The organism is Dactylosporangium siamense, assembly GCF_016862795.1.
Taxonomy (GTDB): Bacteria; Actinomycetota; Actinomycetes; order Mycobacteriales; family Micromonosporaceae; genus Dactylosporangium; species Dactylosporangium siamense.
In genome coordinates this window covers 18,274-42,398 of record NZ_BONQ01000106.1, presented here as the reverse complement: position 1 = coordinate 42,398, position 24,125 = coordinate 18,274, and the positions used below count along the sequence as shown (strand labels likewise).

The window sequence follows — 24,125 nt, the reverse complement described above, 5'->3', positions numbered from 1 at the left end:
AGACGTAAAGGACTCCCTATGGACCACCGCACCAGGCCGCGGGCCGTGCGCGCCGTGGCCGCATTCGTCATCAGCGCCGTCGCCCTCGGCCCCGCGCTCGCCGCCTGCGGCTCAGACGACAAGGCCGCCGCCCCCGACTCCATCGACGTCGTCACCCGCTGGTCCGCCGGCAACTCCGCGGCCGCCGCCCAGAACCGCGTCTTCCAGGCGTTCACCGCCGAGACCGGCATCAAGGTCAACGTCACCGAGGGCCTCGAAACCATCGACGACCAGGTCGAGAACGCCGTCGCCGCGGGCAAGTCGCCCGACCTCGTGATCGTCAACCTGTTCGACAAGACGCTCGGCTGGCTCGACGCCGGCGTCACCGTCCCGGCCGACCAGTACATCAAGGACTGGGGCCTCGCCGACAAGATCAAGCCCGCGGCGCTGGACGAGTGGCGCGTCGGCGGCGCACCCACCGGCAAGGTGCAGGGCCTGCCGTTCTCCGGGTTCAGCTGGCCACTGTGGTACAACACCGAACTGCTGAAGAAGGCCGGCGTCGACAAGATCCCGGCGACCACCGACGAGCTCATCGCCGCGGCCGCGAAGCTGCGGGCATCCGGCGTCGCACCCCTCGCCGTCGGCGGCAACGACTGGACCGGCCAGAAGCTCTTCTACCAGATCGCGCAGTCCTACACCGACGCGGCGACGGTCAAACAGGTCATGCAGAAGGGCGGCTACTGCTCCACACCGACCGTCCTGGAAGGCATCAAGCTGTTCACCCAGCTGCGCGACGCCGGCGTGTTCGTCGACAACGCCGCCGGACTCACCGCCGACGCCATGTACGCGTCGTACTACTCGGGCAAGGCCGCGATCATGCCCGCCGGCTCATGGGCGTACACCGAGTCCACGGCATCCGGCACCGGCATCGACAAGAAGACGACCCTCGGCGGGTTCCCCGTCCCGAGCGGCGCCACGTTCAAGAAGCCGACCGCGTACCGGGGCTTCACCGGCGTCGGCTTCATGATCACGAAGAAGGGCGCCGAGCCGGGCCGGATCGACAACCTGCGCAAGTTCATCACGAAGTTCTACGCCGACACGTCCGTCGGTGACTTCGTCAAGGACTCCGGCATCCTGCCGCCGACCACCGGCGACTTCGGCTCCTACGCCACCAACCCGCTGCTGACGCAGTCGCTCGGCCTGGACGCCACCGTCGACTACGCCGTGGTGCCCGACGTCTGGATCGGCGCCGCGTCCGACCGGATCATCCAGGTCCTCACCGGCGCCTACGGCAAGTCGACGCCGCAGCAGATCTGCGCCGGGCTCGACACCGCCACCAAGGGCTGACCCAAGCCAGTCGTGCGGGGGCCGCGCCAGTTCGCGGCCCCCGTCAACTCGAAGGAACGTCTGATGTCCTCCACCAGCACCCTGGCCCGCCCCGCCACCGCGCGGCCGACCCGCACCCGCCCCCGAAAACGCGGCCTGCACTCCCCCCACGTGCTCTGGCTGGCAGTGCCGTCCCTGGTGTGGTTCGCCGTCTTCGCCGTGGGCCCCCTCGCCGCGATGTTCGTCATCGCGACCCTGCGGTGGAAAGGTCTGCTGTACGAACCGACCTACGCCGGCACGGAGAACATCAGCAAGGTCTTCGCCGACCCGACGTTCTACGCCGCGATACGCAACAGCACCGTCCAGGTCGCCGTCGTCATCCCACTGATGATCCCGCTGTCGTTCATGCTCGGCTACCACCTCAACAGCCGGCCCCGCGGGTACCGCATCCTGTCGATCCTGTACTTCTCGCCCGGCCTCATCTCCATCTCCGTCACCGGCATGGTCTTCTACGGCGTGCTGTCCCCCGACGGCGGCGTCAACGGCGTGCTGCGCGCCGTCGGCCTCGACACCTGGGCCACCGCCTGGCTCGCCGACCCCGGCACCGCCCTGCCCACCCTCATCGCCATCGACCTATGGCGCGGCATCGGCTGGACCGCCGTCCTGTTCGCCGCCCGCCTCGCCAGCCTCCCCGCCGACGTGCTCGAAGCGGCCCGCATCGACGGCGCCGGACGGTTGCGCACCATGTGGCAGATCGCGTTCCCGATGGTCAAGGACTACGTCCGCACCCTCACCATGCTGCAGTACCTGTGGACGCTGTTCACCTCCGCCGCCCTCATCCTCCTGCTCACCAAGGGCGGACCCGGCACCTCCTCCACCACCCTGTCCTACCTCGTCTACGCCAAGGCCTTCGCCCAGCGGGACCTCGGCTACAGCCAGGTGGTCGGCGTCGTGCTCCTCCTCCTCGGCATCGCCGGGATGGCCCTGATCCACGTCCTGCTGCGCAGCCCCCGGGAGAACCCTCGATGACCACCATCCGCCGACCCCGCCGCACCGGCGGACCGGCCGCGACCGTCCTGTCGTGGCTGTACGCACTGCTGCTCGCGGCGCCCCTGTACTACCTCGCCGTGAGCGCCCTCAAGACCAACATCGAGATCTTCACCCGGCCGTTCGCGCTGCCCACGCACTGGCTGTGGGACAACTTCAGCACCGCCTGGCGGACCGCCGACCTCGGCGGCGCACTGCTCAACTCGGTGCTCATCTCCGCCGTCGCGATCGTGCTGACCCTCGCCCTCGCACTGCCCGCCGCGTACGCCCTGGCCCGCCAGGACAACCGCCTCGCCCGCGCCATCACCGGCGCCTTCTCGGCCGGCTTCCTCATCCCGCCGTTCGCCGCGCTCATCCCCACCGTCATCCTGGCGATCAAGCTGGACCTGTTCTACACCCGCGAGTTCCAGATGCTGTTCCTGCCGGCCAGCGCGCTACCGCTGTCGGTCCTGCTGCTCACCCAGTTCATGCGCACCGTCCCACCGGCCCTGGTGGAGTCCGCCGCCCTCGACGGCGCCGGCCACTGGCGCCTGCTGATCAGCGTCTTCATCCCGATCGCGATGCCGGGTCTGGTCAGCGTGACGATCCTGCAACTGCTGACGTTCTGGAACGAGTACCTGTTCTCCCTCACCATCACCGGCACCGCACCGGACGTGCGCACCGTGCAGGTCGCCCTACCCACCCTCATCTCCGACGCCACCAACTTCGGCGTCCTGACCGCCGGCACCGTGCTCACCCTGCTGCCGGTCTACGTCACGTACGCGATCTCGAGCCGCCGTATGCAGGAAGCACTCACCGCAGGGGCAGTAAAAGGATGACACTCACCACGCAGGCGACGACCGCCACCGCTGTCCGGCACGACCTCGGCGGCACCTGGCAGCTCACCTGGGCCGCCGGTCCAGCGACCGTTCCCGACGCGGTGCGCACCGCGACGATTCCCGCGCAGGTGCCGGGCGAGGTGCACACCGCGCTCCTCGCCGCCGGGCTCATCGACGACCCGGACGTCGGCTGGGGCGAACGCGAGCAGATGTGGGTCGGGCATTCCCGCTGGAACTACCAGCGGCACGTGCGGTGGGCGCCGACGCCGGGTGCCCGCACCGATCTCGTCGCCGATGGGCTGGACACGATCGCCGCGGTGTTCGTCAACGGGTTGCGGGTCGGCGCCGCGCAGGACCAGCATCTGCAGTACCGGTGGCGGGTCGACGACGTGCTGCAGCCGGGTGACAACCTCGTGGAGGTGCGGTTCGCCTCGGCGTGGGACGCCGCCCTCGCGCATGAGCGCGCGCACGGGGCGCTGCCCAGTCCGTACGACGAGCCGTACGCACATGTGCGCAAGGCGGCGGCGAACTTCGGCTGGGACTGGGGGCCGCATCATGTGACCGCCGGTATCTGGCGCGGGATCCGGCTGGAGACGTACACGGGGCGGATCGAGCATGTCCGGCCGCTCGTGCGGCTCGCCGACGATCACACCGCGGCGCACGTCACGGCGCATGTGCGGGTCGACGCGCCGGCGGGCACCGTGGTCCGGGTCGAGCTGACCGGGCCGGACGGCGGGGCGGCCGGAGCCGCGACGGGAACGGTCACCGGGTCCGAGGTCGCGATCACCGTCCCGGTCGAGGGCCCCGAACTGTGGTGGCCGATCGGGCTCGGCGGGCAGCCGCTGTACCGCATCCAGACGACGATCGAGCACGACGGTGTGGTGCTCGACGCGGCCGCCGCTCGCTTCGGTGTGCGTTCCGTGGCGGTCGACGAGGCGCCGGACGAGCTCGGCACCCGTTGGGCGCTGGTCGTCAACGGTCGTCGGGTGCGCATCCGTGGCTACAACTGGATTCCCGACGACACGTTCGCCGGGCGGGTCACGCCGGAGCGGGTGGTCCGGCGCATCGAGCAGGCCGTTGCCGGCAACGCCAATCTCCTGCGGGTGTGGGGCGGTGGTCACTTCGCGACCGATGAGTTCCTGGACGCCTGTGACGAGCGGGGTGTGCTGGTCTGGCACGACTTCCTGTTCGCCTGTGCCGCGTACTGCGAGGACGACGACATGGTCGAGCTCGTCACGGCGGAGGCTGAGCAGGCGGTGGCGCGGATGTCCGCGCATCCGAGCCTGGTGCTGTGGTGCGGCGGCAACGAGACGGTCCTGGGCCGGCATCACTGGGGCTGGGTGGATCAGCTCGGCGCCCGTGGCTGGGGTGCGGCGTACTACCTCGACGTGCTCCCCCGTGTGCTGGCGCGGCTCGACCCGACCCGTCCGTATCTGCCGAACTCGCCGTGGTCGGGCACCCTGGACCGGGACCCGGTGGCCGACAGTCACGGCCCGACCCATCTGTGGATCCCGTGGAACGACGCGGACTACGCGCACTACCGCGACCACGATCCGTCGTTCGTGGCGGAGATGGGCTGGTGCGGCCCGGCCGCGTGGACCACGCTCGAACGGGTCCTGGACGGGCAGGCGCCGGGCCCCGACTCGACCCTGACGCAGCATCATCTGCGGGCGATCGACGGCCTGCACAAGCTCACCCGGGGGCTGCAGCCGCACGTGCCGGCCCCGGCCACGGGCGCGGACTGGCATTTCGCCACGCAGGTGGTCCAGGCGCGGGCCGTGGCGACCGGGGTGGAGTGGCTGCGGTCCCGGGAGCGGTGCGGTGGGGTCGTGGTGTGGCAGCTCAACGACTGCTGGCCGGCGATCAGCTGGTCGGCGGTGGACCATGCGGGGATCGAGAAGCCGCTGTGGCATGCGCTGCGCCGTTCGTTCGCGCCGCGGCTGGCGACGATCCAGCCGGTGCAGCCGGGCCCGACCCATGACCCGACCGGTGCGGCGGGTCTCGCGCTCGTGCTCGTCAACGACGGTGACACCGACTGGCATCCGCAGGTCCTGATCCGGCGGGTCGGGCTGAACGGCCGGGAACACGCCCGGGCGGACCTGTCGCTGTCGTGCCCGGCCGGTGGGCTGGTCCGCGTGCCGGTCGACCCGGGGGTCGGCGGGCCCACGGATCCGCACGCCGAGTTGCTTGTGGTGGACGTCGACGGCGTGCGGACCACGTGGAGTTACCGTCCCGATCGGGAGTTGACGGCGCCCCGGCCGGAGCGCCGGGTCGATGTCGCTGCCGTCCGTGGTGCGTTGCGGGTGACGGTGACGGCCGGGACGGTGCTGCGGGACGTGTGCGTGTTCGCCGACCGGCTCGCGGCGTCGCTGGGCGTCGAGGGACCGGACCTGGTCGTCGACGACGCCCTCGTCACGCTGTTGCCGGGCGAGCGGCACGTCTTCCGGGTCGCCCGGCGCGACGGCGGCGCCATCCGCTCGTCCACTGTGGACGGTGTGGCTCTGGACCTCGCGGTCCGGTCGTTCGGCGAGGTCACCGGGTGATCGGCAGGTCGAAGCCGGCGTCTTCGGCCCATTCGTCGAGATCCGCTCGGGTTGGGCCTGGAGCGGGCTCCTGGCCGGCGGCGACGCCCTGATTAGGTGAGCCTCCCCTTACCATGATCGGCGTCGAAGGTGGTTCCGGCGACACCTGACGTTCGCCATGTGTTTCGGTCCGCTTCACCGGCGCCTCCGAGGCTGCTCGAGGAATGCATGCAGCGAATTTGGAGAGTGCCATCGTGACAGTTTCTCGCCGTCAGATTCTCAGTGGTGGGGCCGCGGCGGGTGTCGGCCTGACCGTCGCCGGGGTCCTGCCGACCCTCGCCGAGCCCGCCGCCGCGCACGAGGAGCACCGGCCCGGCGGCGGCGCGTCGTCGGGTGGGCGCCCGTTCCCGCCGCTGAAGGACGACCCGAACGGCATCCTCGCGCTGCCCGAGGGCTTCACGTACAACATCGTCACCCGTGAGGGCAGCACCGAGCTGTCCGGCGGCCAGGGCAAGACCCCCGGCTACCACGACGGCGCGGGCGTGGTCGCGGCCGGCCACAACAAGCTGACGATCATCCAGAACCACGAGCTGTCCCCGAACCTGTCGGCGTTCGGCGTGCCGCACATCGCCGGCACCGTCTACGACCCGGGCGCGATCAACGCCGGTGGCTGCACCGTCATCACCACCGACGGGCAGGGCCGGCGCACCGGCGAGTGGGTCGGCATCTCCGGCACCGTGCGCAACTGCGCCGGCGGCGTGACCCCGTGGGGCACCTGGCTCACCTGCGAGGAGACCACCATCAACGCGGGCGCCACCTGGACCGCGGGCGGCCAGACCGGCACCTACGAGAAGAACCACGGCTACGTCTTCGAGGTCCTGCAGGCCGAGTCCGGCAAGCAGATCCCCAAGCCCATCAAGGCGTTCGGCCGCTACGACCACGAGGCGCTCGCGATCGACCCGGACCTGCGGCACGTGTACCTGTCCGAGGACGCCAGCAGCCCCAACGGCCTGTTCTACCGGTGGAGCTCCACCGACGGCAAGCGGCTCGGCCTCGGCATCGCCAACACGCTCAGCGACTCCGCCGGCAAGCTCGAGGCGATGCAGATCCGCCTCGACGACGGCAGCATCCTGCCGGACGTCGCCTACCTCACCTCGGCGCAGATCGGCCGGCCGTTCAAGGTGACCTGGATCGAGGTCCCGGACCGGGAGGCGACCACCAAGCCGGTCCGCACCCAGTTCGCCGACGGCACCGTCACCCGTGGCAAGAAGTTCGAGGGCGTGTGGAGCACCCGCAAGGGCTGCTACATCGTCAACAGCTTCGCCTTCGGCGCCAACGACCTGCCCGCCGACGCGACCAAGCACGACGGCATGGTCTGGTTCTACGACTACTCCGACCAGACGATCACGCTGGTCTCGTACTTCCCGCACAACGCCGCCGCCGAGGGCGAGGGCCCGGCGCCGAAGTACGCCGACCTGACCTTCGACGGCCCGGACAACGTCACCGTCACCCCGTGGGGCACCCTCGTCCTCGCCGAGGACGGCGTGCGCGCCTCGCACGTGCTCAGCTCGGTGCCTGGAGGCCCGACCTACGCCATCGCCCGCAACATGCTCAGCAACGGCACCTCCAACGGCTCGCCGACCTACTCCGAGTTCACCGGCCCGACGTTCTCCCCGGACGGCAAGGTCCTGTTCGTCAACATCCAGGTCCCCGGCATCACCCTGGCCATCACCGGCCCGTGGGGCCGCTACCTCGGCTGATTCCACCGCCCCCGGCCGCTCTCACGGAGCGGTCGGGGGCGCCCACAGCCGGTCGGCGTCACCGGCGGCGAGCCGCCCCCGGTACACGCCGATCTTGTGGTCGATGAGCTCCAGGTCAACGTGCCGACCGTCCTCGGCGCCCTGATCCTCAGCACGCTGTTCGTGCCGGAGTCCCGCGCGCCCCGCGCCCGCCGCTTCGACCCCGTGGGGCGACTGCTCGTCGTCGTGGTGCTCGGCGGCACCGTCTTCGCCGTTAGTTCATCAGCTCCAGCGCCCGTTGGCGGACGTCGGCGTAGCGTTCGTGCACCTGCGGGGTGCTCACGGCGGTGACCTCCTCGGCCGCGACCGGCCACTGCGGTGGTTCGGCGCCACCGGACAGCGCCCAGGCCGCCTGCCGCGCCGCGCCGAGGGCGACGTACTCGACGGGCCTCGGCACGCTCACCGGCGCGCCGAACAGCGCCGGCGCGATCGCCCGCACCGCGCGGGACCTGGCCGCGCCACCGATCAGCAGCACCCGCTCCACCGGCACGCCCTGGGCCCGCAGCGCGTCGAGGGCGTCGGCGAGCCCGCCCAGCATGCCCTCCACCGCGGCCCGCGCCAGGTTCGCCGCCGACGCGTTCGCCCGGGACAGCCCGGCGAGCAGACCACGGGCGTCGGGCAGGTTCGGGGTGCGTTCCCCGTCCAGGTACGGCAGCAGCGTCAGCCCGCCCGCACCCGGTGGCGCCGAGAGCGCCAGCTCGTCGAACTCGGCCGGCGAGCGGCCCAGCAGATCGGCGACCGTGCCCAGCACCCGGGCCGCGTTGAGGGTGCACACCAGCGGCAGGAACCGGCCGGTCGCGTCGGCGTATCCGGCGACCAGGCCGCTCGCGTCCGCCGGTCGGCGCCGCACTCAGCCCGAACGCACACCCCGAGGTGCCCAGCGACACCGCCACGTCGCCGGGGCGCAGCCCGACGCCGAGCGCCGCGCCCATGGTGTCCCCGGTCCCGGCCGACAGCAGCGCACCGGACGCGGTCTCGCCGACCACCTCGGCGGGCCCGGCCACCCGGGGCAGTGCCAGATCCCGGCCGAAGGCGAGCCGCACCAGATCCCGGCGGTACTCCCCGGCCGCCGGCGACCAGTACCCGGTGCCGGACGCCTCGCCGCGGTCGGTCGTCGGTGCTCCCCCGCCCGCGCGCAGCCGGTGGGTGAGCCAGTCGTGCGGCAGCAGCACCGCGGCGGTCCGGGCCGCCAGGTCCGGCTCGGCCCGGGCGAACCAGCGCAGCTTGGTGACCGTGAAGCTGGCCACCGGCACCAGCCCGACCGCGTCGGCCCACGCCCTCGGCCCGCCGAGCTCGCCGGTGAGGTCGGCCGCGGCGCGCGCCGAGCGGGTGTCGTTCCACAGCAGGGCGGGCCGCACCACCTCGCCGGCCTCGTCGAGGCAGATCATGCCCTGCTGCTGCCCGCCGACGCCGATCGCCGCGACCCCGTCCAGCAACCCGTCGCTGGCCTGCTCGAACGCGGCCCACCACAGCTCCGGGTCGACCTCGGTGCCGTCGGGGTGCGGGGCGCGGCCCTCGCGGAGCACCGCACCGGTGTCCGCGTCGCACACCACGACCTTGGTGGACTGGGTCGACGAGTCAACTCCGGCAACCAGCGTCATCACGATGCCTCCGTCGCCGACTCTACGGCCGTCAACCGGTTAGTTCAATACCCTTCCAAACCTGGTCGCACTACTGCCGGCCGCGGCGGACCGTTCGCCAGGCACGCCGGAACAGCTCGACCGGCAGCCCCAGGAGCACGGCGTTCACGGCGGCGACCACGCCGAACCCGAGCCCGAGGGTCATCGCGGCGGCCCACGACCCGAAGATCTCCTGCGAGACATTCGCCGCAATCACGACCGGCACGATCCAGACGTTGATCAGCAGTCCGGCCGGAAACATCAGGATTGTCGCCAGCCACAGGATCGACCGGCCTTGATCATGGCCGGGATCCTCGACGTACGTGTCGCTGAGCGCTGCCCCGAGCCAGGCGAGCGCGCCGACCGCGCCGGCGTATACCGTGACGAACCGCCTCCAAAGGCGCACCGGCCGAGTCTTTCCGAATCCGGGACAAAAATCCGGCGGTTACCCGTGTAGACATCGGTTGGGGCGCTCCGACGTTCCAGGTGAGCGACGGAAGCGCCGTCACGCAAGCTGGGAGAGTCCGATGAAGTACGTGATCCTGATCCACTCCAACCCGCAGCCCTGGGGCCACCCGACGAGCGACTACCTCGCCGCCCACCAGGCCCTGCCCGACGACGTCCGCAAGCGGCTGAACGCGGAGTTCGAGCAGGTGATGACCGAGCTGCAGGCCAACGGTGAGCTGCTCGGCGGCGAGGCACTCGGCGACCCCGCCGGCGCCCGCCTGTACCGGTGGCGCGACGGCGAACCCCTCGCCAGCGACGGGCCGTACTCGGAGGCGAAGGAACACCTGGCCGGGTTCTTCCTCATCGACGTCGACAGCAAGGCCCGCGCCGAAGAGGTCGCCGCCCGGTTCTCCGGCCCGGACGAGACGGTGGAGCTGCGGCCGATGATGTGGCCCGGAGGCGACGACCAGTGAAGGCCCTCGACGACGTGTGGCGCCGCGAGGCGCCGCACGTCCTCGGTGCGCTGCTGCGCAAATACTCCGACCTCGGAGACTGCGAGGAGGCGCTGCAGGAGGCGGCCGAGGCGGCCGCCGCCCAGTGGCCGGTCGACGGCATACCCGACTCGCCGAGAGGCTGGCTGATCACGGTCGCGTCCCGGCGGTTGATCGACCGCGCCCGCGCGGACACGGCCCGGGCCCGCCGCGAGACCCTCGACGCGGCGCAACGGCCGGAGGCAGTCGACGACCGCACCGTCCCAGATCACGACGACACGCTGCGGCTGTTCTTCCTGTGCTGCCACCCCGCGCTGACCCGCCCGTCGCAGGTCGCGCTCTGCCTGCGGTCCGTGGCCGGCCTCGGGGTGGAGCAGATCGCGGCCGCGTACCTCGTCCCGGCCCGCACGATGACGCAGCGCCTCACCCGGGCCCGCACGGCGCTGCGCCAGGCCGGCGCCCAGTTCGTCATGCCGTCCGAGCAGGAGCTGCCCGACCGGGTCGCCGCGGTCATCGACGTGTGCCACCTCGTGTTCACCGAGGGGTACGCCCGGACGTCCGGTGAGGCGCTGCTCGACGTCCAGCTCGCCGAGGAGGCGATCCGGCTCGTCCGGCAGCTGCACGCCGCCCTGCCCGACCACGCCGAGGTCGCCGGCGCCCTCGCCCTCATGCTGCTCACCCACGCCCGCTCCCCCGCCCGGGTCGACCCCACCGGCGACCTCGTGCCGCTCGCCGCACAGGACCGCGCGCTGTGGCGCCGCGACCTGATCACCGAGGGCGTCGAACTGCTGGAGCGGACCCTCCCCCGCGGCCACGTCGGCAGGTTCCAGCTGCAGGCCGCCATCGCCGCGGTCCACGCCGAGGCCGCGACCTACGAGCAGACCGACTGGCTGCAGATCAGCGTCGTCTACGACATGCTGAGCCGGGTCGCGCCGGGCCCGGCCGTCACGCTGAACCACGCGGTCGCCGTCGCCATGGCACACGAGCCCGCGGCCGGCCTCGCCATGCTGGACCCGCTCCTGGACGACCCGGCCATGCAACGGCACCACCGGCTGTACGCCGTGCGCGCCCACCTGCTCGATCTCAACGGCGAGCCGGACGCCGCCGCCGAGCAGTACCGGATCGCCGCCCGGCTCACCAGCAGCCTGCCCGAGCAGCGGTACCTCAACCGGAAGCTGGCCCGGTAGATCCCGGCCGTTCGGCAGTGCGAACGCTCCAGCCTGACCGCCCCCGAGACACGGAGAACGCCCCCTGCCTGGGCCGGGGGCGTTCATCGTTTCGGCAGTTCAGCCGGCCGTCGGCCGCCACCGGTGGAACGCCGTCGCGAGCAGGACGGTGAACGTGGCCGTGGATGCGGCGGCGCCGATCAGCAGCCCCATGGTGGCCTTGTACAGCGCGTCGTGCGCGATGGCGGTTCCCACCGCGAGACCGACGATTCCGGCCAGCCATCCGAGCGTGACCGCGCCGTGCTTGCCGAGCGCGAGCACCGCCTGGCCGAGCACGCCGGAGGTCATGAACAGCCCGACCGAGACCCCCATGAGCAGGAAGACCTGCGTCGACAGCACGTAGTCCGGACCGAAGAGCAGCTTGAGGCTCCACGGGCCCAGCGCCGCGGTGATCACCGTGGTGAGGATCGCGAGGGCCCCCATCGCGGCGAGGACCTTCATCAGCAGGGACCGGAAGGCGACCTTCCGGCCCGCCTGGGTGTGTGCCGCCATCGCCGGCAGCATGCTCGGCTGCACGGCGGTGAACAGGAAGACCGGCAGGCGCACCACCACCAGCGCGGCGAGGAACGCGCCCGTGCGGGCCTGGTCGTCGGAGGCCGCGAACAGCTTGGCGACGACCGGCCCCGCTCCGATGAGCAACTGGGCCGCGAGCGCGCTGACCAGCAGCAGCACGAGCGGGGCGACCAACGGTCGAGGCTCGGTGTCCACGGCCGCGTCAGGCGCCGCCCGGTCGCCACGGACGCCGCCGGCCGACAGCGCCAGCGCGACCCACGGCGCCAGGCCGAACAGCCAGCCGTACGCGGCGGGCGTCTGCACCCCGACCACGAACAGCACGCCGAGCCCGATCAGGCGGAACACGCCCTCCACCGACAGCTGCAGTCCGTAGTGGCGCAGGCGGCGGCTGCCCGAGAACGAGCCACGGGTGACGAAGCACAGCGCATAGCCCGGCAGGGCGACGCAGAACGCGGCGAGCAGTTGTGGATGCTGTCCGAGCAGCCGGATCGCCGGGCCGTTCAGGACCAACGCGACCGCGACGACGGCTGCGCAGAGGCACAGCCCGAACACCAGCGCCCGGCGGAGCAGGGTGCGGTCCGAGCGACCGGTCCCCCACTCGTGGCCGCGGCGGCGCGCCACCTCCTGCTCCAGCGGCTGGAACAGACCGGTCGCGACGCTGCTCACCAGGACGTAGAGCGCCGCGAGTCCACCGAACTCGGCGGCGCCGAGGATGCGGCCGGACAGGATCAACGTGGCATACGTGGTCACCGCCTGCACGCCCAGACCGACCAGGACGAACATGGTCGGCCCGAACGTGCGCGCCGGTCGCGGCACCGTCGCCGTGGGGGCGCCGGTGGGCGGCTGGGACAAGGTCACGGGGTTCGTCACGTCGCTTGAGCGGTCCGGCCGCGCAGGAACTGTTCGAGATCCCGGCGGCCGTCGACCGAACCGATCTCGTAGAACCGGTCGGACACCTCGAAGCCGGCCAGCGACCCCTCGTCGGCGAGCGCGGTGCACAGCGGCGCCAGGTCCTGCACCACCACCGGCGCCACCCGCTCGGCGATCACGTCACGGCGGAACACCATCAGACCGTAGTCGATCCAGCGCATGTCGGCCGGCCGTTCGACGAGGCCCTTCGCATATCGCGCGACCCGACCGTCGGCGAAGATGACGTTGCTGGTGTCCCACTGGCTGTCGTTCGAGTAGACGGTCATCAGGGCGGGTTCGGGCCGGCTCCGCGCGGCTCGCAGCACGGCCGCCGGGTCGACCTGGAGCCAGGAGTCGCCGTAGAGGACGAGAAAGTCGTCCTGCAACGCGCCCTCGTCATGGGCGAGACGCAAGGCGCCGGCCGTGCCACGCAGTTGGTCACCCTCGTCGACGTAGGTGACCGACAGCCCCCACCGTGATCCGTCTCCGACGAAGGCGCGGACATCGTCGCCGAGGAATCCGAGGCAGTAGACCACCGACTCGATGCCCGCGCCGGCCAGCCAGTCGAGCTGCCACTGCGCGAACGGCCTGCCCTGGACCGGGAGCAGCGTCTTGGGCACCGTCCGCGTCTCCGGCCACATCCGGCTGCCGACACCGCCGGCGAGGATCACGCATTGCATCGAAACGACACCCTCAATCCCGGACGACTACGACGCTGCCGTCACTGTCGAACGTGAACCGGATCTCGGCCAGTCCCTCGGCGGCCATCGCCGTCCGCAGCCGGCGGGGATCGCGCGTGTAGAACAGCAGGAACCCGCCCGCTCCGGCGCCGACGAGCTTGCCGCCCAGCGCACCGTTGGCGCGTCCGATCTCGTACCAGCGGTCGATGTTCGGGTTCGACATCACGCTGGAGCGCTTCTTCTTGTGCTCCCAGTGCTCGTGCATGAGCGCGGCGAAGCCCTCGACGTCGCCCTGCTCGAGCGCGACCTTGCTGCGCAGGCCGAGCTCCTTGACGAAGTGCAGGTTGTCGATCATGGCGGAGTCACCCGCCGACGACTTGCTGCGCTGCTCCTCGAGCACCCGGTCAGCGGCACGTGAGTAGCCGGTGAAGAACATCAGCATGTGGTCTTCGAGGTCGTGGAAGACCTCCGTGCTGATCGCGAGCGGGGCGACCTCAACCGTTCCGTCAGGCTGGAACGAATACGTCTTCAGGCCGCCGAACGCCGCCACGTACTGATCCTGCTTGCCGACCGGCCGGCCCAGCCGGTCGATCTCGATCCGGCACGCCTCGTCGGCGATCTCCCCGGCACTGACGTGGTCACGGCGCATCGCGTAGATCGCCCGCAACAGGCCGACGGTGAACGAGCCCGACGAGCCCAGGCCGGTGCCCGAGGGGATGTCCGCCGTGCTGACGATCTCCAGCGCCGGGTCGACCGCGTGGGCCAGCAGCGCCTCCCGCACGATCGGGTGCTCGATGTCCTCGACCCGGTCGACCCGCTCCAGCGCCGAGTACTTCAGGAAGTAGTCGTCGGTGAACGTGCGGTTGACCGAGATGAAGATGTACTTCGAGATCGCGGCCGAGATGACCAGCCCGCCGTACTGCTCGTAGTAGGAGGGAAGGTCGGTGCCGCCGCCTCCCAGCGTGATACGGAGCGGGGTGCGAGTGATGATCATGAGGTTCCAGGGGACTCGTGCGGCACGGTTGCGACGGCCGCCATCTGCCAACCGAAGGGGGCGTTGTCGAAGCTGTGGCGGAAGCCGAAGCCGAAGAACGACTTCATCGCCGACTCACCCGGAATGGTCGGGCTGGAGGGGGAACGCCGCTCGACGTCGTCGATCAGGCGGCGGCCGCGGGCGATGACCGCCAGCTTGTACATGTTGAAGAACGGGACACCGGCGCGCAGCACCCGGTTGACGGTGTAGCCGGCGTCGGTCAGGACCGTCCGCAGCTTCTTGGCGTCGAAGTGCTGGTAGTGCCCGATGTGGTGGTCGAACGCGGACCGGGGCCCACCGGGCACGGTGATCACGACGTGGCAGCCGGGCGCGAGGAGCGCGCGGGCGTTGCGCATCAACGTGGTGGGGTCGTCGACGTGCTCGAGCACCTCGGAGCACAGGGCGAACGAGGCCGGCGGCTGCCCGTCGATCAGGGCGGCGGGCTGGAGCAGGTCGACCTGACGGAACTGCGCCTTGTTGCCCTCGGCCGCCGCCAGCGCCTGGCTGCGTGCCACGCCCGACGCGCTGTACTCGGCGCCCCAGACGTTCAGGTCCGGGTAGGTGCGCTGGAAGTGGAGCGCGAACTCGCCCTGGCCGCTGCCGATGTCGAGCACCGTCGAGCCGGCCGGCGGCCGGCCCATCAGCTTCAGGATGAGGTTCCGGCGGTAGATGTTCGCCGGGTTGCCCTCGGCGGCCTCGCCGTAGGCGTCCCAGTGGTGGTCCCAGTCGTTCGGGTCCGGGCTCGTCGCCTCGCTTGCCATCTGCTTCTCCGTCACAGCACGTATCCCGCCGCTTGCGCGTCATTGTGGAACATGCGCACGGTGTCGAGCGAGTAGTCGTCGAGGTCCCGGCCGAACAGGCCGAGCTTCGCCAACATGTCGTGGGTCACCGTGATGATATCGACGCCGAGGTCGTCGGCCTGCTGGACGTTGAGAATCTCGCGCGGGCTGGCCCAGAGCAGGCTCACATTGGCCTGCGCGGAGGTCATCTTCAGGGCTTCCGCCATGATGGGCAACGGATCGCGGCCGGTGTCAGCGATGCGGCCGGCGAAGACCGAGACGACCGCGCCACGCGTGCCGGCAAGCGCCTGCGTCACCCGCTCCACCTGGGGCAGCGTCAACAGCGCGGTGACGTTGAGTTGCACGCCCTCGGCGGTGAGCTGCTCCACGACCGAGGTGGTGTTGTTGCCCTTGGTGTCGGTGACCGGCACCTTGACGAAGACGTTCGGCCCCCAGGAGGCGATGAGCTGAGCCTGCCGGATCATGCCGGGAAAGTCGTCCGCGAACACCTCGAACGAGATCGGTCGATCGGTGACGGTCTCCAGGACCTTGCGCGCGAAGGCTTCGTAGTCAGTCACCCCCGACTTCCGCATGAGTGTCGGGTTGGTGGTGAAGCCGGCGATACCTGGCCGCTCGGACATGGAGACGATGCTCTCCAAGTCGGCGCCGTCCGCGAAGATCTTCACGTGCCTCGGTGCGGCGTCGGACACTGGTCCTCCTCTTTGAGAGCCGTGTGACTCAATGAATGGGATTGCGTCCAGCAGGCTCGGCACGACCGCGTCGGCACCAACCGCCTTGCGCTCTCCATAGTTTCGTTCGACGTAAATGGCTGTGACGCCCGCACGCTGTGCCGCTTCGATGTCCCGCCAGCGGTCACCGACGCAGAAGCTGCGACTCAGGTCGAGCCCGAGTCGCTGCGCCGTTTCCACGATCATTCCCGGCCGTGGCTTACGGCACGTGCAGCCGTCCGCGTCATCATGCGGACAGACAACGATCTTGTCCAGAGGCAGCCGCTCCTGCAGGAACGCGTGCATCCGGTCGACCTCGGCCCGCGACTGCGTGCCACGGGCGATGTCCGGCTGGTTCGTCACCACGACCAGCACGTAGCCCAGCTCGTGCAGGCGGGTGCAGGCCTCGACGACGCCCGGCAGCAACCGCATCTCCCCGACGTTCGGCGGGGGAACGGGGACGCCGTCGCGGATCTGGACGTCGTTCAGCACGCCGTCCCGGTCCAGGAAGACCGCCGGCCGCAATGACGCGGCCGGCGTGGTGGGGGTCGTCAAGCGTCGAACCTGCCCTGTCGTGCGTCGACCAGCATCGCTGCCATCGAGTCACGAAGAGCGTCCCGGCACGACCGCTCGTTCTTCCATCCCAGCGCGCGGATCCGCTCGGAGTTCAGCCGGACCACCGGGACGTCGCCCTTCCAGCCACGATCTCCGCCGGTGTAGTCGAAGGTCGTCGACCCGGCGGGAAGGTCCAGGACCTCCATCGCCAGCTCGGCGATCTCGGTCACCGTGATGTAGTCCTCGGTGGCGACGTTGAAGACCGCGAAGGGCTCCTGCACCTGCCTGCCGGCGGCGAGGACGGCGGCGATGACGTCTTCCACGTAGACGTACGACTTGCTCTGCCGGCCGTCACCGAGAATGCGCAGGGTGCTCGGGTCGGCGATCAGCCGGCGCACGAAGTCGTAGCCGACGCCGTGCGTCTGCCGCGGGCCGACCACGTTGCCGAACCGGAAACACCGGGCGGCGACGCCGAACATGGCCGCATACGAGGCCAGCAGCGCTTCACCGGCCAGCTTGCTCGCACCGTACGTCGAGGCCGGCACGAGGGGACCGTGGTCCTCCTGCGCCGCGATCTCGCCGAGGTCGCCGTACACCCCGCTGCCGGAGGCGTAGAGGACCAGCTCGACGCCGCCCCTCCGGGCCGCCTCGGCCACGTGGTGGGTGAGGACCGTGCCCTGGTCGAAGTCGATCGCCGGGTTGGTCACGGCTGCGGCGATGTCGGGGTTGGAGGCAAGGTGGATCACCGTGTCGTGACCCGCGACGGCCTCGCACAACTGCTCCAGGTCGCCGACCTCGCCGACCACGATCCGCAGCCGCGGGTCGGTCTCGACGTTCGCGAGGTGCCAGCGGCGCCCCGAGGAGAAGTTGTCGTAGACCGTGACCTGCAGCGTGGTGTCGAGGCTCAGGAGGTGCTCGACGAAGTGCGCCCCGATGAAACCGGCGCCCCCGACCACGGTGAAGCGTTGCATCGTCATGGTCACGTCAAGGACTCCCAGCGGGTCGCGACGCGCGCCAGCGCCGGGTGGGTGACGACGAGGTGCCAGATCACCGCGGCCAGGCCCTCGGTGTGCGGCGTGATGTGCGACGGGAACAGCGGCGGGATCACCACGCAGGCGGTGGCGAGCTTGGCGGTCGTCCCGCCGTCACGACCGACGATGCCGAAGATCGGGGTCTCGCGCTCGACCGCCAGCTTCAGGGCGGAGACGATGTTGGCCGACACGCCCTTCGCCTCGTCGCCGCCACCGACCGAGAAGACCAGCAGCGCGTCCTCGGCTGCGAGGCGTGAGCCCTTCAGCCAGGCCGAGAACGTGGTGTCCCAGCCTTCGTCGTTGGCGCGGGCGGTCAGCTCCGACACGTTGTCGGTGGGCGCGTAGGACTCGATGTCGCAGATCTTCCGGAAGTCATTGACCGCGTGTGACGCGTGGCCCGCGGACCCGCCGACGCCGAGGATGAAGAGCCGCCCGCCGCGTTCGCGGACTGCCGCGATGCCGCGGGCCACTTCCTCGATCGTGTCGGTGTCGATCGCCTCGATGACCGCCACCGATTCGGCGATGAATTCCTTGCTGAAGCTCACTTCCCGGTCTCCTTGTCGATCCTGCAGACGGCGAACGTGTTCAGCCGGAATTTGTGCCGAAAGCAGCGGATGTTGCGTGGTTTGAAGCCGGCCCGGACGAGCAGCGGCCAGAGGTCCTTGGGGTCGTAGTAGGTCTTGTGATCGTCCATCTCCTCCGCCGGCGACTTGCCGAGCTTGAAGGCGGAGTACTCGAGGAAGATCTTGCCCGTCCACGACGGCACGTTGATCGCGCAGACGCCACCGGGCCGCAGCAGCCGGTGGAACTCGCTCAACGAACGCTCCGGCTCCCACAGGTGCTCGATCACCGACATGCACAGGATGATGTCGAGCGACTGCGACGGGAGCTTCTCCAGACTCTCCGGGAGTGCCCCTTCGATCGCCGTGACGACCGGCGAGGTCTTGAGGTCGGGCGCCAGGCTGAGGTCGACCAGCGTCGCACTGCCGACCACGTCCAGGTACTGGCGCATGGTCGAAGCTTCGTAGCCGCAGCCGAAATCCGCGACATCCTTGCCGACAAGGGTTCCGACCGTCCGGTGGATCTGGCGCTTGGACAGCCAGACACCGAAGCGGTCGACAACGCTCAACTTGCTGGCCTCGCCGAACGAGGTCTGGCGGGTGTCAGGACTTGTCATCGGGGGCTCCATAGCGGACCTGCGTGGCGTGCAGCAGCAGAGTGAAGCAGAACGTCGAGAAACCAACGATCATGAACAGCAGCCCGGTGATCGCGGCGTGGTTGATCGCCGACTGCGCGTCGGGCAGCGTGAAGGAGTGCGTGACGTAGTAGATCGCCAGCACGAGGTCGAGGAGGAAACCGACCAGGAACAGCACGCCGCTGCCGATCACGGTCTTGCTGTACTGGAACAGCCGTTGCCAGCGTTCTCGTCGTCGGCCCGCGTAGTCCAGGAAGACATGGGCGAGGCAGCCGAAGTAGATGCTCTGCAGCCCGACGACGGAGAGGGTGACACCGATGAGCATCCAGAAGATGCTCAGCGTCACGTCACCGATCTGGATCGGACCGAAGGTCAGCGGCAGGGTCAGCACGAGTCCGAGCGCGAGCAGCACGATGCCGGGCTTGAACAGGAAGAACTCGGCCCCGTGGACGAACATGGCGCGCAGGTTGATCCAGGCCGCGTGAAACGGCGAGAACCATCCGGAGCGCTTGTGGTGCGACATCCGGCCTTCCCGGTCCTTCAGGAAGGTCACCGGGACCTCGGTGGTGCGCAGCTCCATGCGGACCGACTTCAGCACCATCTCGGACGCGTATTCCCACGACTGCGACACGAGGCCCATGCGGATGAGCGCCTCGCGGGTGATCCCCCGCATGCCGCAGTGGATGTCGGTGAACTTGCTGCTGAAAAGGCGGTTCAGGATCCAGGTGGTCACCGGTGTCCCGAAGTACTGGTGCAGCGGGGGCATGGCCCCGGCCTCGATCGAGCCGCGCCAGCGCGAACCCATCGCGAACTCACTGCCCGCCCGCATCGCTTCGACGAACGGCGCCAGCTGGCGGAAGTCGTAGGTGCAGTCGGCGTCGCCCATGATCACGTAACGGCCGCGGACGAACGGGATGGCGTCGATGTAGGCCCGGCCGAGCCCGCGCTTCGGTGCGCGCAGGACCCGGGCGCCGCCGGCAAGCGCGATCTCCGCGGTACGGTCGGTGGAGCTGTCCACGATCAGGATCTCGCCGACCACGCCCGCCTCCCGGAGACCGGCGTGGCACCACGCGACGAAGTCGCCGACGGTGAGCTCTTCGTTGACCGCTGGGATCAGGATCGTGACCTCTGGCTCGGCCACATCGTCCTGGGGCAGGAGTAATTGCAGTTCCTGCTCATCCCGCAGTGATGTTCCGGGCTGCCCGGTCGGCGCCTCGACGGCATGCAACATCTCTCGTCACTTCCTGGCTGCGGGATAGGGGTATGGCGAAAGGAGAGCGTCACGGTGAGTGACGAAACAAGCTGTGACCGGCCGGAACACCCTTGCCGCTCCTCGCGCCCCGCTGCTCGTCAGGGCCTTCAACAGGGGCACGTCGAAGGCTTCTGACCGGCCATAGAGTAGAGCATCAGGCAGAGTCAGGCGAACCCTGCGTGTTCGTTGCCGTGCGGATGCGTCAAATGCGTAGGAACCGGACTTTCTCGGACGCGTCGGTGATCAACGAGCCGGTCGGAGGAGGATGACCGCGGGTGGCTTCGGCTAGAGTGCGGCGATTACGTCGTCGATCAACCCGCTGGACGGCCCTCCGACCCGGTTGATCTGGGCGTTCATCGCACTTCACGAACCGTGCCGGCGACCAGGAGCCAAAGTGACAAGCGTGCGGGGATCGGGCGAGTCGGCTGGTCCGCCCGATCAGGTCGGCGGATCGAACACGTCGGTTGCGGAGCTGTCCGCCGCCGCTCCCGAGCCTGCCGGGTCGGCGCAGGTCGGAGATCCGCGCTGGCGGGTCGCCGCGCGCTTCGTCGTGGCGACGGCCGTGTCGGCCGCGGTGTGCTGGGCGGTGTGGTCCAAGGTGCCCCGCACCCTGACCGGGCAGACGGACATCGTCGGCTTCCCAACCGCCGCCGCCTTCAACTACAAGCCACCGTTCTGGGCCTACCGGCTGGCGCTCTACGCCTTCCCGCTCCTCCTCATCGGCTGCTACGCCCTGCTGGCCAGGTTCGGTCCCCTGCGACGGCGCGGTGGACCGATGTCACCGAAAACCGTCGAGCTGGTGGAGCCTGCCGCGGCAGCGGATGACCCCGGCTCGTTCGGCCTCAGCCGCGTCCTGCGACTCGTGCTTCCGGTGGCGGTCATTCTCGTCGCGATAAGGACCAGGCCCGGATTCGAGCACTGGGAGCTGGCTGCCGTCATCGCCCTGATCTACGTCGCCGCGGTCGTGGCGGCCGGCCTGCTCTACTGGCGGGTCATGGCTCGCCGGCCGCACAGCGGCGCGACCACGCCGTGGCATGGGCTGGCACTGGCCAACGGTGTCGGCGGCGCCGCCGCCGCGCTGCTCGGGCTGTGGTTCGTGTCCCGCCACACGACGGTGCGGGTCGACACCGTCACCCACGTGTTGCCCTGGATGCCGCTGTGGCTCGCGGTGCTGGGCATCGCGATCGTGGTGGGCGTTGTCTGGCAGCAGGTCCGGCGTGGAGCGCCGGTCCTGGTCGTCGAGCGGATGCTGCTCATCGGGGTGGTCGGCTCGGCCTGGATGTTCCTCATGATGTCGCGGTTGCCGGGGCAGATCACGGGCTTCGAAGGCTTCGACGACGCCCAGGAACTGGCCGGCGCGAGCTACCTGAGCCGGGGCGAGGTGCCCTGGCGCGACTTCCTGTTCATCCACGGCCTGTTCCCCGACGGCTTGCGCGGCACCATCAGCTTCGCGGTGTTCGGCGACAGCATCTGGGCGTCATGGGCCGGCTCGACGGCGCTGCTGACGCCGCTGTTCTGGGTCTTCGTCTACCTGTTCGCGGCGTGGGTCTCGAAGGGCAGCGCGTGGTTCCTGGCACTCTTCGCGGTCTGCTCCGTCAGCGGATATCTCCTGCCGCTCGAGTTGCGCTTCATCCTCGTCCCACTCGTGCTGATCCTTCTCGGCGAGACGCTCCGGCGCCGCAGTGGCCTGTGGTGTGTCGGTCTCATCGCCGTCCTCTTCGTCGCGGCCGTCCTGGTGCCGGAGATGAGCTTCCTCGTCCTGGCCGTCCTGGCCTGCGTCGTCGCTTCCGACGTCGTCCATCAGCGGCAGGGCGAGGGGATCTGGAAGACCATGCGACGCACCCGCTGGTGCATCGCCACCGGCGCGATCCTCGCCGTGGTGGCGGCGGCCGTGCTGGCGGCGTTCGGCGCCCTGGGCGGCTTCATCGACTACTACGTGGTCTTCGGACCGGGTCACGACGAGGCAGGCGCCATTCCCGAGTTCGGCATAACGCCGCTCGCCTACACGCTCTGGTACGCCAGCCTGGGTGCCGTGCTCCTCACGATCTGGGACGCGACGGCACGGATCCGGCGCCGGGCGGACTGGCAACCGCGGGACTGGGTGGCGCTCGCCGCCGCGGTCTTCGTGGCGCTCTACGGTGTGAAGGCCCTCGGCCGCTTCGACATGCCGCACGTCGGGCAGGTGGTCACCGTGGCGTTGCCGCTGCTCGTGCTGTGGGTGTGGAAGATCCTGCGCTCGACCGACGCGCTGGTCGACCTGCTCCAGTCGCGGCGCTGGACCCCGGTCCTGGCGAACGCGCTGACGATCGCCGCGCTGGCCACCGTCGTCAGCACCGCCTACGACCCGCTCGAGGCGACGGCACGCACCTTCGACACCAGGCACCGGACGGCGGCGGCGACGGACTCGCTGTATCCGCGGGTCGGCTACTCGACCACCAACGCGGTCGATCCGGTCATGCTGCAGGATCTCGACGCCGCGATCAGCGCGTACGCCGGCCGCGACCAGCCCGTGTTCGACATGACGAACGCCCTCGGCTATGTCTACTACCTGCTCGGCCGTGACGCCGGGACCAGGTTCCTCCACGTCAGTATGGCGGTCCCGCCCTACGCCCAGCAGCTGCTCATCGACGATCTGAAGCGCTCGCAGCCGCCGGTCGTCATCTTCGACTCGTTCTACATGGGCCTGCCGGCCTGGGACGGGATCGACAACACCGTCCGGCACTACCAGGTCAGCCAGTACATCCTGGACAACTGGGTGCCGGTCCTGCGCACGCACGGGAACCTGCTGCTCGTCCGTCGTGATCTGGCGGCTCAGGGCCGGCCCATCCCGTCGTTGGCGGAGACGCCGCGCACCCAGGACCTGTGGTTCAGCGGGCGGACCTGCGGCTGGGGGGCGGCCCCGAATTTCCTGCAGTCCCAGCCGATGGGCGACTCGACCAAGCTGACCCTCGGTCCGGCCCGGAAGGCGGCGGTCGTGGACATCACCGGCTGGGCCATCGACCCGACGTCGCGGAAACCGGCGCAGGCCGTGCTGATGCTCGACGGGGACAAGGTCGTCGCCACGGCGAAGCCCACGCTCACCCGTCCGGACGTCGCCGCGGCGCTGCGCGCGCCGTCGTCGATCAGCGGTTTCCACTTCTCCGGCGTGTACCCGGAGGGCAAGCGCTACAAGGTGTACATGCTCGGGGACGACGGCAAGGCATACCCGTTGAAGGGATCCATCCGCCACGACCTGCCCACCATCACGCTCCAGGACGGTCGCGTGGTGCCCACCGCCGAAGCGATCGGCGGCGTGGTCGACACCGACGCCACGCAGGACATGACGATCAGCCAGATCCAGGTGCCGGCCGGGGCGAACCTCGCCGGCTACGACCTCGCCACGGTGTCGACCGGCGGGACGGCGATCGGCGACGCAACCGTGACCCTGACCGACTCCCTCGGAGACAACGACCACTACATCTCCGCGCGGTCGCTGTCGGACACCGGGCGGGCGGAGCTGCCGATCAGGGTGGGAAGCTGCCTGCAGTGGCAGGGCTACGACAGCGCCAAGCCGTTGTATCTCCTGCAGAACGGCGGGACCCAGGTGACCACCGTGACGCTGTCGGCCGTGAAGGACTAGCAGAGGCGGAGGAGGTGGGATTCGAACCCACGGCGCCCGGTCGGGGCGCCCGCCGTTTCCAGCGGCGGTTCCGAAGCCAGCCGGCTCCTCCGTGATGGAACGTCCCGTCGGCGCGAGTTGAACGCGCTGTCTCCTCGTTATCAGCGAGGTGCCTCTACCACTTCGGCCTCGACGGGGTGCCGGGTGGGACGCCGTGAAGACGTCCCTCCCGTGGTGCGATGACGACCGGATTCGAACCGGCGACCTCTGCCGTGACAGGGCAGCGCTCTGGGCCTGACTGAGCTACGCCACCAGGGGGTGGAACGAAAAACCGCCCGGTCCCTGTGCGGGGCGGGCGGCGTCGAGGGGTGGTGTCTACCCTCGTCGCCGTCGCGGCTGATCGCTGATGGAGTCAATGGACAGCACGGCGGAGCGGCCCGGCAGGTGCCGGGTCTCCGTGGCGGTCCAGTTCCTCATGCCTTCGACGATACGAGCCGCGCCGCATCGGCGAAACTGGTTTTCCGCCCTGCGCGGCGGGCCGGGCGCGCATACCATCGAAAGAGGGCAAACCGGAGAAG

The 24,125-nt window shown here is 70.1% G+C and carries 18 protein-coding genes, 3 tRNA genes and 1 pseudogene; 8 read left to right on the top strand and 14 right to left on the bottom strand.

The features are described 5' to 3' along the window. The first annotated feature begins 18 nt into the window (after positions 1-18). The 5 genes from Dsi01nite_RS33100 to Dsi01nite_RS33080 all read left to right on the top strand — a co-directional run bounded on the left by Dsi01nite_RS33100 (position 19) and on the right by Dsi01nite_RS33080 (position 7,452). Positions 19-1,326 (top strand): ABC transporter substrate-binding protein, encoded by a 1,308-nt coding sequence (locus Dsi01nite_RS33100; protein WP_203850256.1) that lies wholly within the window; start codon positions 19-21, stop codon positions 1,324-1,326. Between the two features lie 63 nt (positions 1,327-1,389). Continuing rightward, the gene (locus Dsi01nite_RS33095; protein WP_203850255.1) at positions 1,390-2,334 is read left to right on the top strand and encodes a carbohydrate ABC transporter permease; all 945 of its coding nucleotides are present in this window, start codon (positions 1,390-1,392) and stop codon (positions 2,332-2,334) included. Beyond that, positions 2,331-3,170 (top strand): carbohydrate ABC transporter permease, encoded by an 840-nt coding sequence (locus Dsi01nite_RS33090; RefSeq protein WP_203850254.1) that lies wholly within the window; start codon positions 2,331-2,333, stop codon positions 3,168-3,170. Before Dsi01nite_RS33095 ends, Dsi01nite_RS33090 begins: the two co-directional genes overlap by 4 nt. Further along, positions 3,167-5,713 carry a glycoside hydrolase family 2 protein gene (locus Dsi01nite_RS33085; protein ID WP_203850253.1) on the top strand — a complete coding sequence of 849 codons (2,547 nt, stop codon included), beginning with the start codon at positions 3,167-3,169 and terminating at the stop codon, positions 5,711-5,713. The genes Dsi01nite_RS33090 and Dsi01nite_RS33085 overlap by 4 nt, the downstream gene beginning before the upstream one ends. A gap of 233 nt (positions 5,714-5,946) precedes the next feature. Next, the gene (locus Dsi01nite_RS33080; protein WP_203850252.1) at positions 5,947-7,452 is read left to right on the top strand and encodes an alkaline phosphatase PhoX; all 1,506 of its coding nucleotides are present in this window, start codon (positions 5,947-5,949) and stop codon (positions 7,450-7,452) included. A gap of 253 nt (positions 7,453-7,705) precedes the next feature. Here Dsi01nite_RS33080 and xylB read toward each other — a convergent pair. After that, a pseudogene (gene xylB / locus Dsi01nite_RS33075) lies at positions 7,706-9,092 on the bottom strand (xylulokinase). A 70-nt stretch (positions 9,093-9,162) separates the two neighbouring features. Beyond that, complete coding sequence (locus Dsi01nite_RS33070) at positions 9,163-9,516, bottom strand: hypothetical protein (protein ID WP_203850251.1); 354 nt, start codon at positions 9,514-9,516, stop codon at positions 9,163-9,165. A gap of 121 nt (positions 9,517-9,637) precedes the next feature. Here Dsi01nite_RS33070 and Dsi01nite_RS33065 point away from each other — a divergent pair, with 121 nt between their 5' ends. Further along, positions 9,638-10,030 (top strand): YciI family protein, encoded by a 393-nt coding sequence (locus tag Dsi01nite_RS33065; RefSeq protein WP_203850250.1) that lies wholly within the window; start codon positions 9,638-9,640, stop codon positions 10,028-10,030. Beyond that, positions 10,027-11,235, top strand: coding sequence for an RNA polymerase sigma factor (locus tag Dsi01nite_RS33060; RefSeq protein WP_239136344.1), 1,209 nt, complete (start codon positions 10,027-10,029; stop codon positions 11,233-11,235). Before Dsi01nite_RS33065 ends, Dsi01nite_RS33060 begins: the two co-directional genes overlap by 4 nt. Positions 11,236-11,334: 99 nt before the next feature. On the opposite strand, the gene Dsi01nite_RS33055 is transcribed toward Dsi01nite_RS33060, so the two are convergent. The 9 genes from Dsi01nite_RS33055 to Dsi01nite_RS33015 are packed head-to-tail and all read right to left on the bottom strand — an operon-like array spanning position 11,335 to position 19,928. Further along, positions 11,335-12,645: a lipopolysaccharide biosynthesis protein gene (locus Dsi01nite_RS33055; protein ID WP_203850249.1), complete on the bottom strand. Its 1,311-nt coding sequence runs from the start codon at positions 12,643-12,645 to the stop codon at positions 11,335-11,337. Positions 12,646-12,653: 8 nt separating this feature from the next. Further along, positions 12,654-13,376: a sugar phosphate nucleotidyltransferase gene (locus Dsi01nite_RS33050; protein ID WP_203850248.1), complete on the bottom strand. Its 723-nt coding sequence runs from the start codon at positions 13,374-13,376 to the stop codon at positions 12,654-12,656. 13 nt (positions 13,377-13,389) lie between these two features. Further along, the gene (locus Dsi01nite_RS33045; protein ID WP_203850247.1) at positions 13,390-14,370 is read right to left on the bottom strand and encodes a GHMP family kinase ATP-binding protein; all 981 of its coding nucleotides are present in this window, start codon (positions 14,368-14,370) and stop codon (positions 13,390-13,392) included. Then, positions 14,367-15,170, bottom strand: a complete 804-nt coding sequence (locus tag Dsi01nite_RS33040; protein WP_203850246.1) for a class I SAM-dependent methyltransferase — start codon at positions 15,168-15,170, stop codon at positions 14,367-14,369. Before Dsi01nite_RS33040 ends, Dsi01nite_RS33045 begins: the two co-directional genes overlap by 4 nt. Before the next feature lie 11 nt (positions 15,171-15,181). After that, positions 15,182-16,471: a transaldolase gene (locus tag Dsi01nite_RS33035; protein ID WP_203850245.1), complete on the bottom strand. Its 1,290-nt coding sequence runs from the start codon at positions 16,469-16,471 to the stop codon at positions 15,182-15,184. Beyond that, positions 16,468-17,448 (bottom strand): NAD-dependent epimerase/dehydratase family protein, encoded by a 981-nt coding sequence (locus Dsi01nite_RS33030; protein WP_239136348.1) that lies wholly within the window; start codon positions 17,446-17,448, stop codon positions 16,468-16,470. The genes Dsi01nite_RS33035 and Dsi01nite_RS33030 overlap by 4 nt, the downstream gene beginning before the upstream one ends. 2 nt (positions 17,449-17,450) lie before the next feature. Beyond that, on the bottom strand, positions 17,451-18,047 hold the full coding sequence (locus Dsi01nite_RS33025; RefSeq protein ID WP_203850243.1) for an SIS domain-containing protein: 597 nt from the start codon (positions 18,045-18,047) through the stop codon (positions 17,451-17,453). Beyond that, complete coding sequence (locus Dsi01nite_RS33020) at positions 18,044-18,679, bottom strand: class I SAM-dependent methyltransferase (protein ID WP_203850242.1); 636 nt, start codon at positions 18,677-18,679, stop codon at positions 18,044-18,046. The genes Dsi01nite_RS33025 and Dsi01nite_RS33020 overlap by 4 nt, the downstream gene beginning before the upstream one ends. Continuing rightward, a complete protein-coding gene (locus tag Dsi01nite_RS33015) occupies positions 18,666-19,928 on the bottom strand; it encodes a glycosyltransferase family 2 protein (RefSeq protein WP_203850241.1) in 1,263 nt (420 codons plus the stop codon). Before Dsi01nite_RS33015 ends, Dsi01nite_RS33020 begins: the two co-directional genes overlap by 14 nt. 424 nt (positions 19,929-20,352) lie before the next feature. On the opposite strand from Dsi01nite_RS33015, the gene Dsi01nite_RS33010 reads away from it, so the two are divergent. Further along, positions 20,353-23,568 carry a hypothetical protein gene (locus Dsi01nite_RS33010; protein ID WP_203850240.1) on the top strand — a complete coding sequence of 1,072 codons (3,216 nt, stop codon included), beginning with the start codon at positions 20,353-20,355 and terminating at the stop codon, positions 23,566-23,568. Positions 23,569-23,574: 6 nt separating this feature from the next. Here Dsi01nite_RS33010 and Dsi01nite_RS33005 read toward each other — a convergent pair. The 3 genes from Dsi01nite_RS33005 to Dsi01nite_RS32995 form a co-directional block, all read right to left on the bottom strand. Then, positions 23,575-23,659, bottom strand: a tRNA-OTHER gene (locus tag Dsi01nite_RS33005). Positions 23,660-23,670: 11 nt separating this feature from the next. Beyond that, positions 23,671-23,744, bottom strand: a tRNA-Ile gene (locus Dsi01nite_RS33000). A gap of 40 nt (positions 23,745-23,784) precedes the next feature. Beyond that, a tRNA-Asp gene (locus Dsi01nite_RS32995) sits at positions 23,785-23,860 on the bottom strand. Positions 23,861-24,125: the final 265 nt, after the last annotated feature.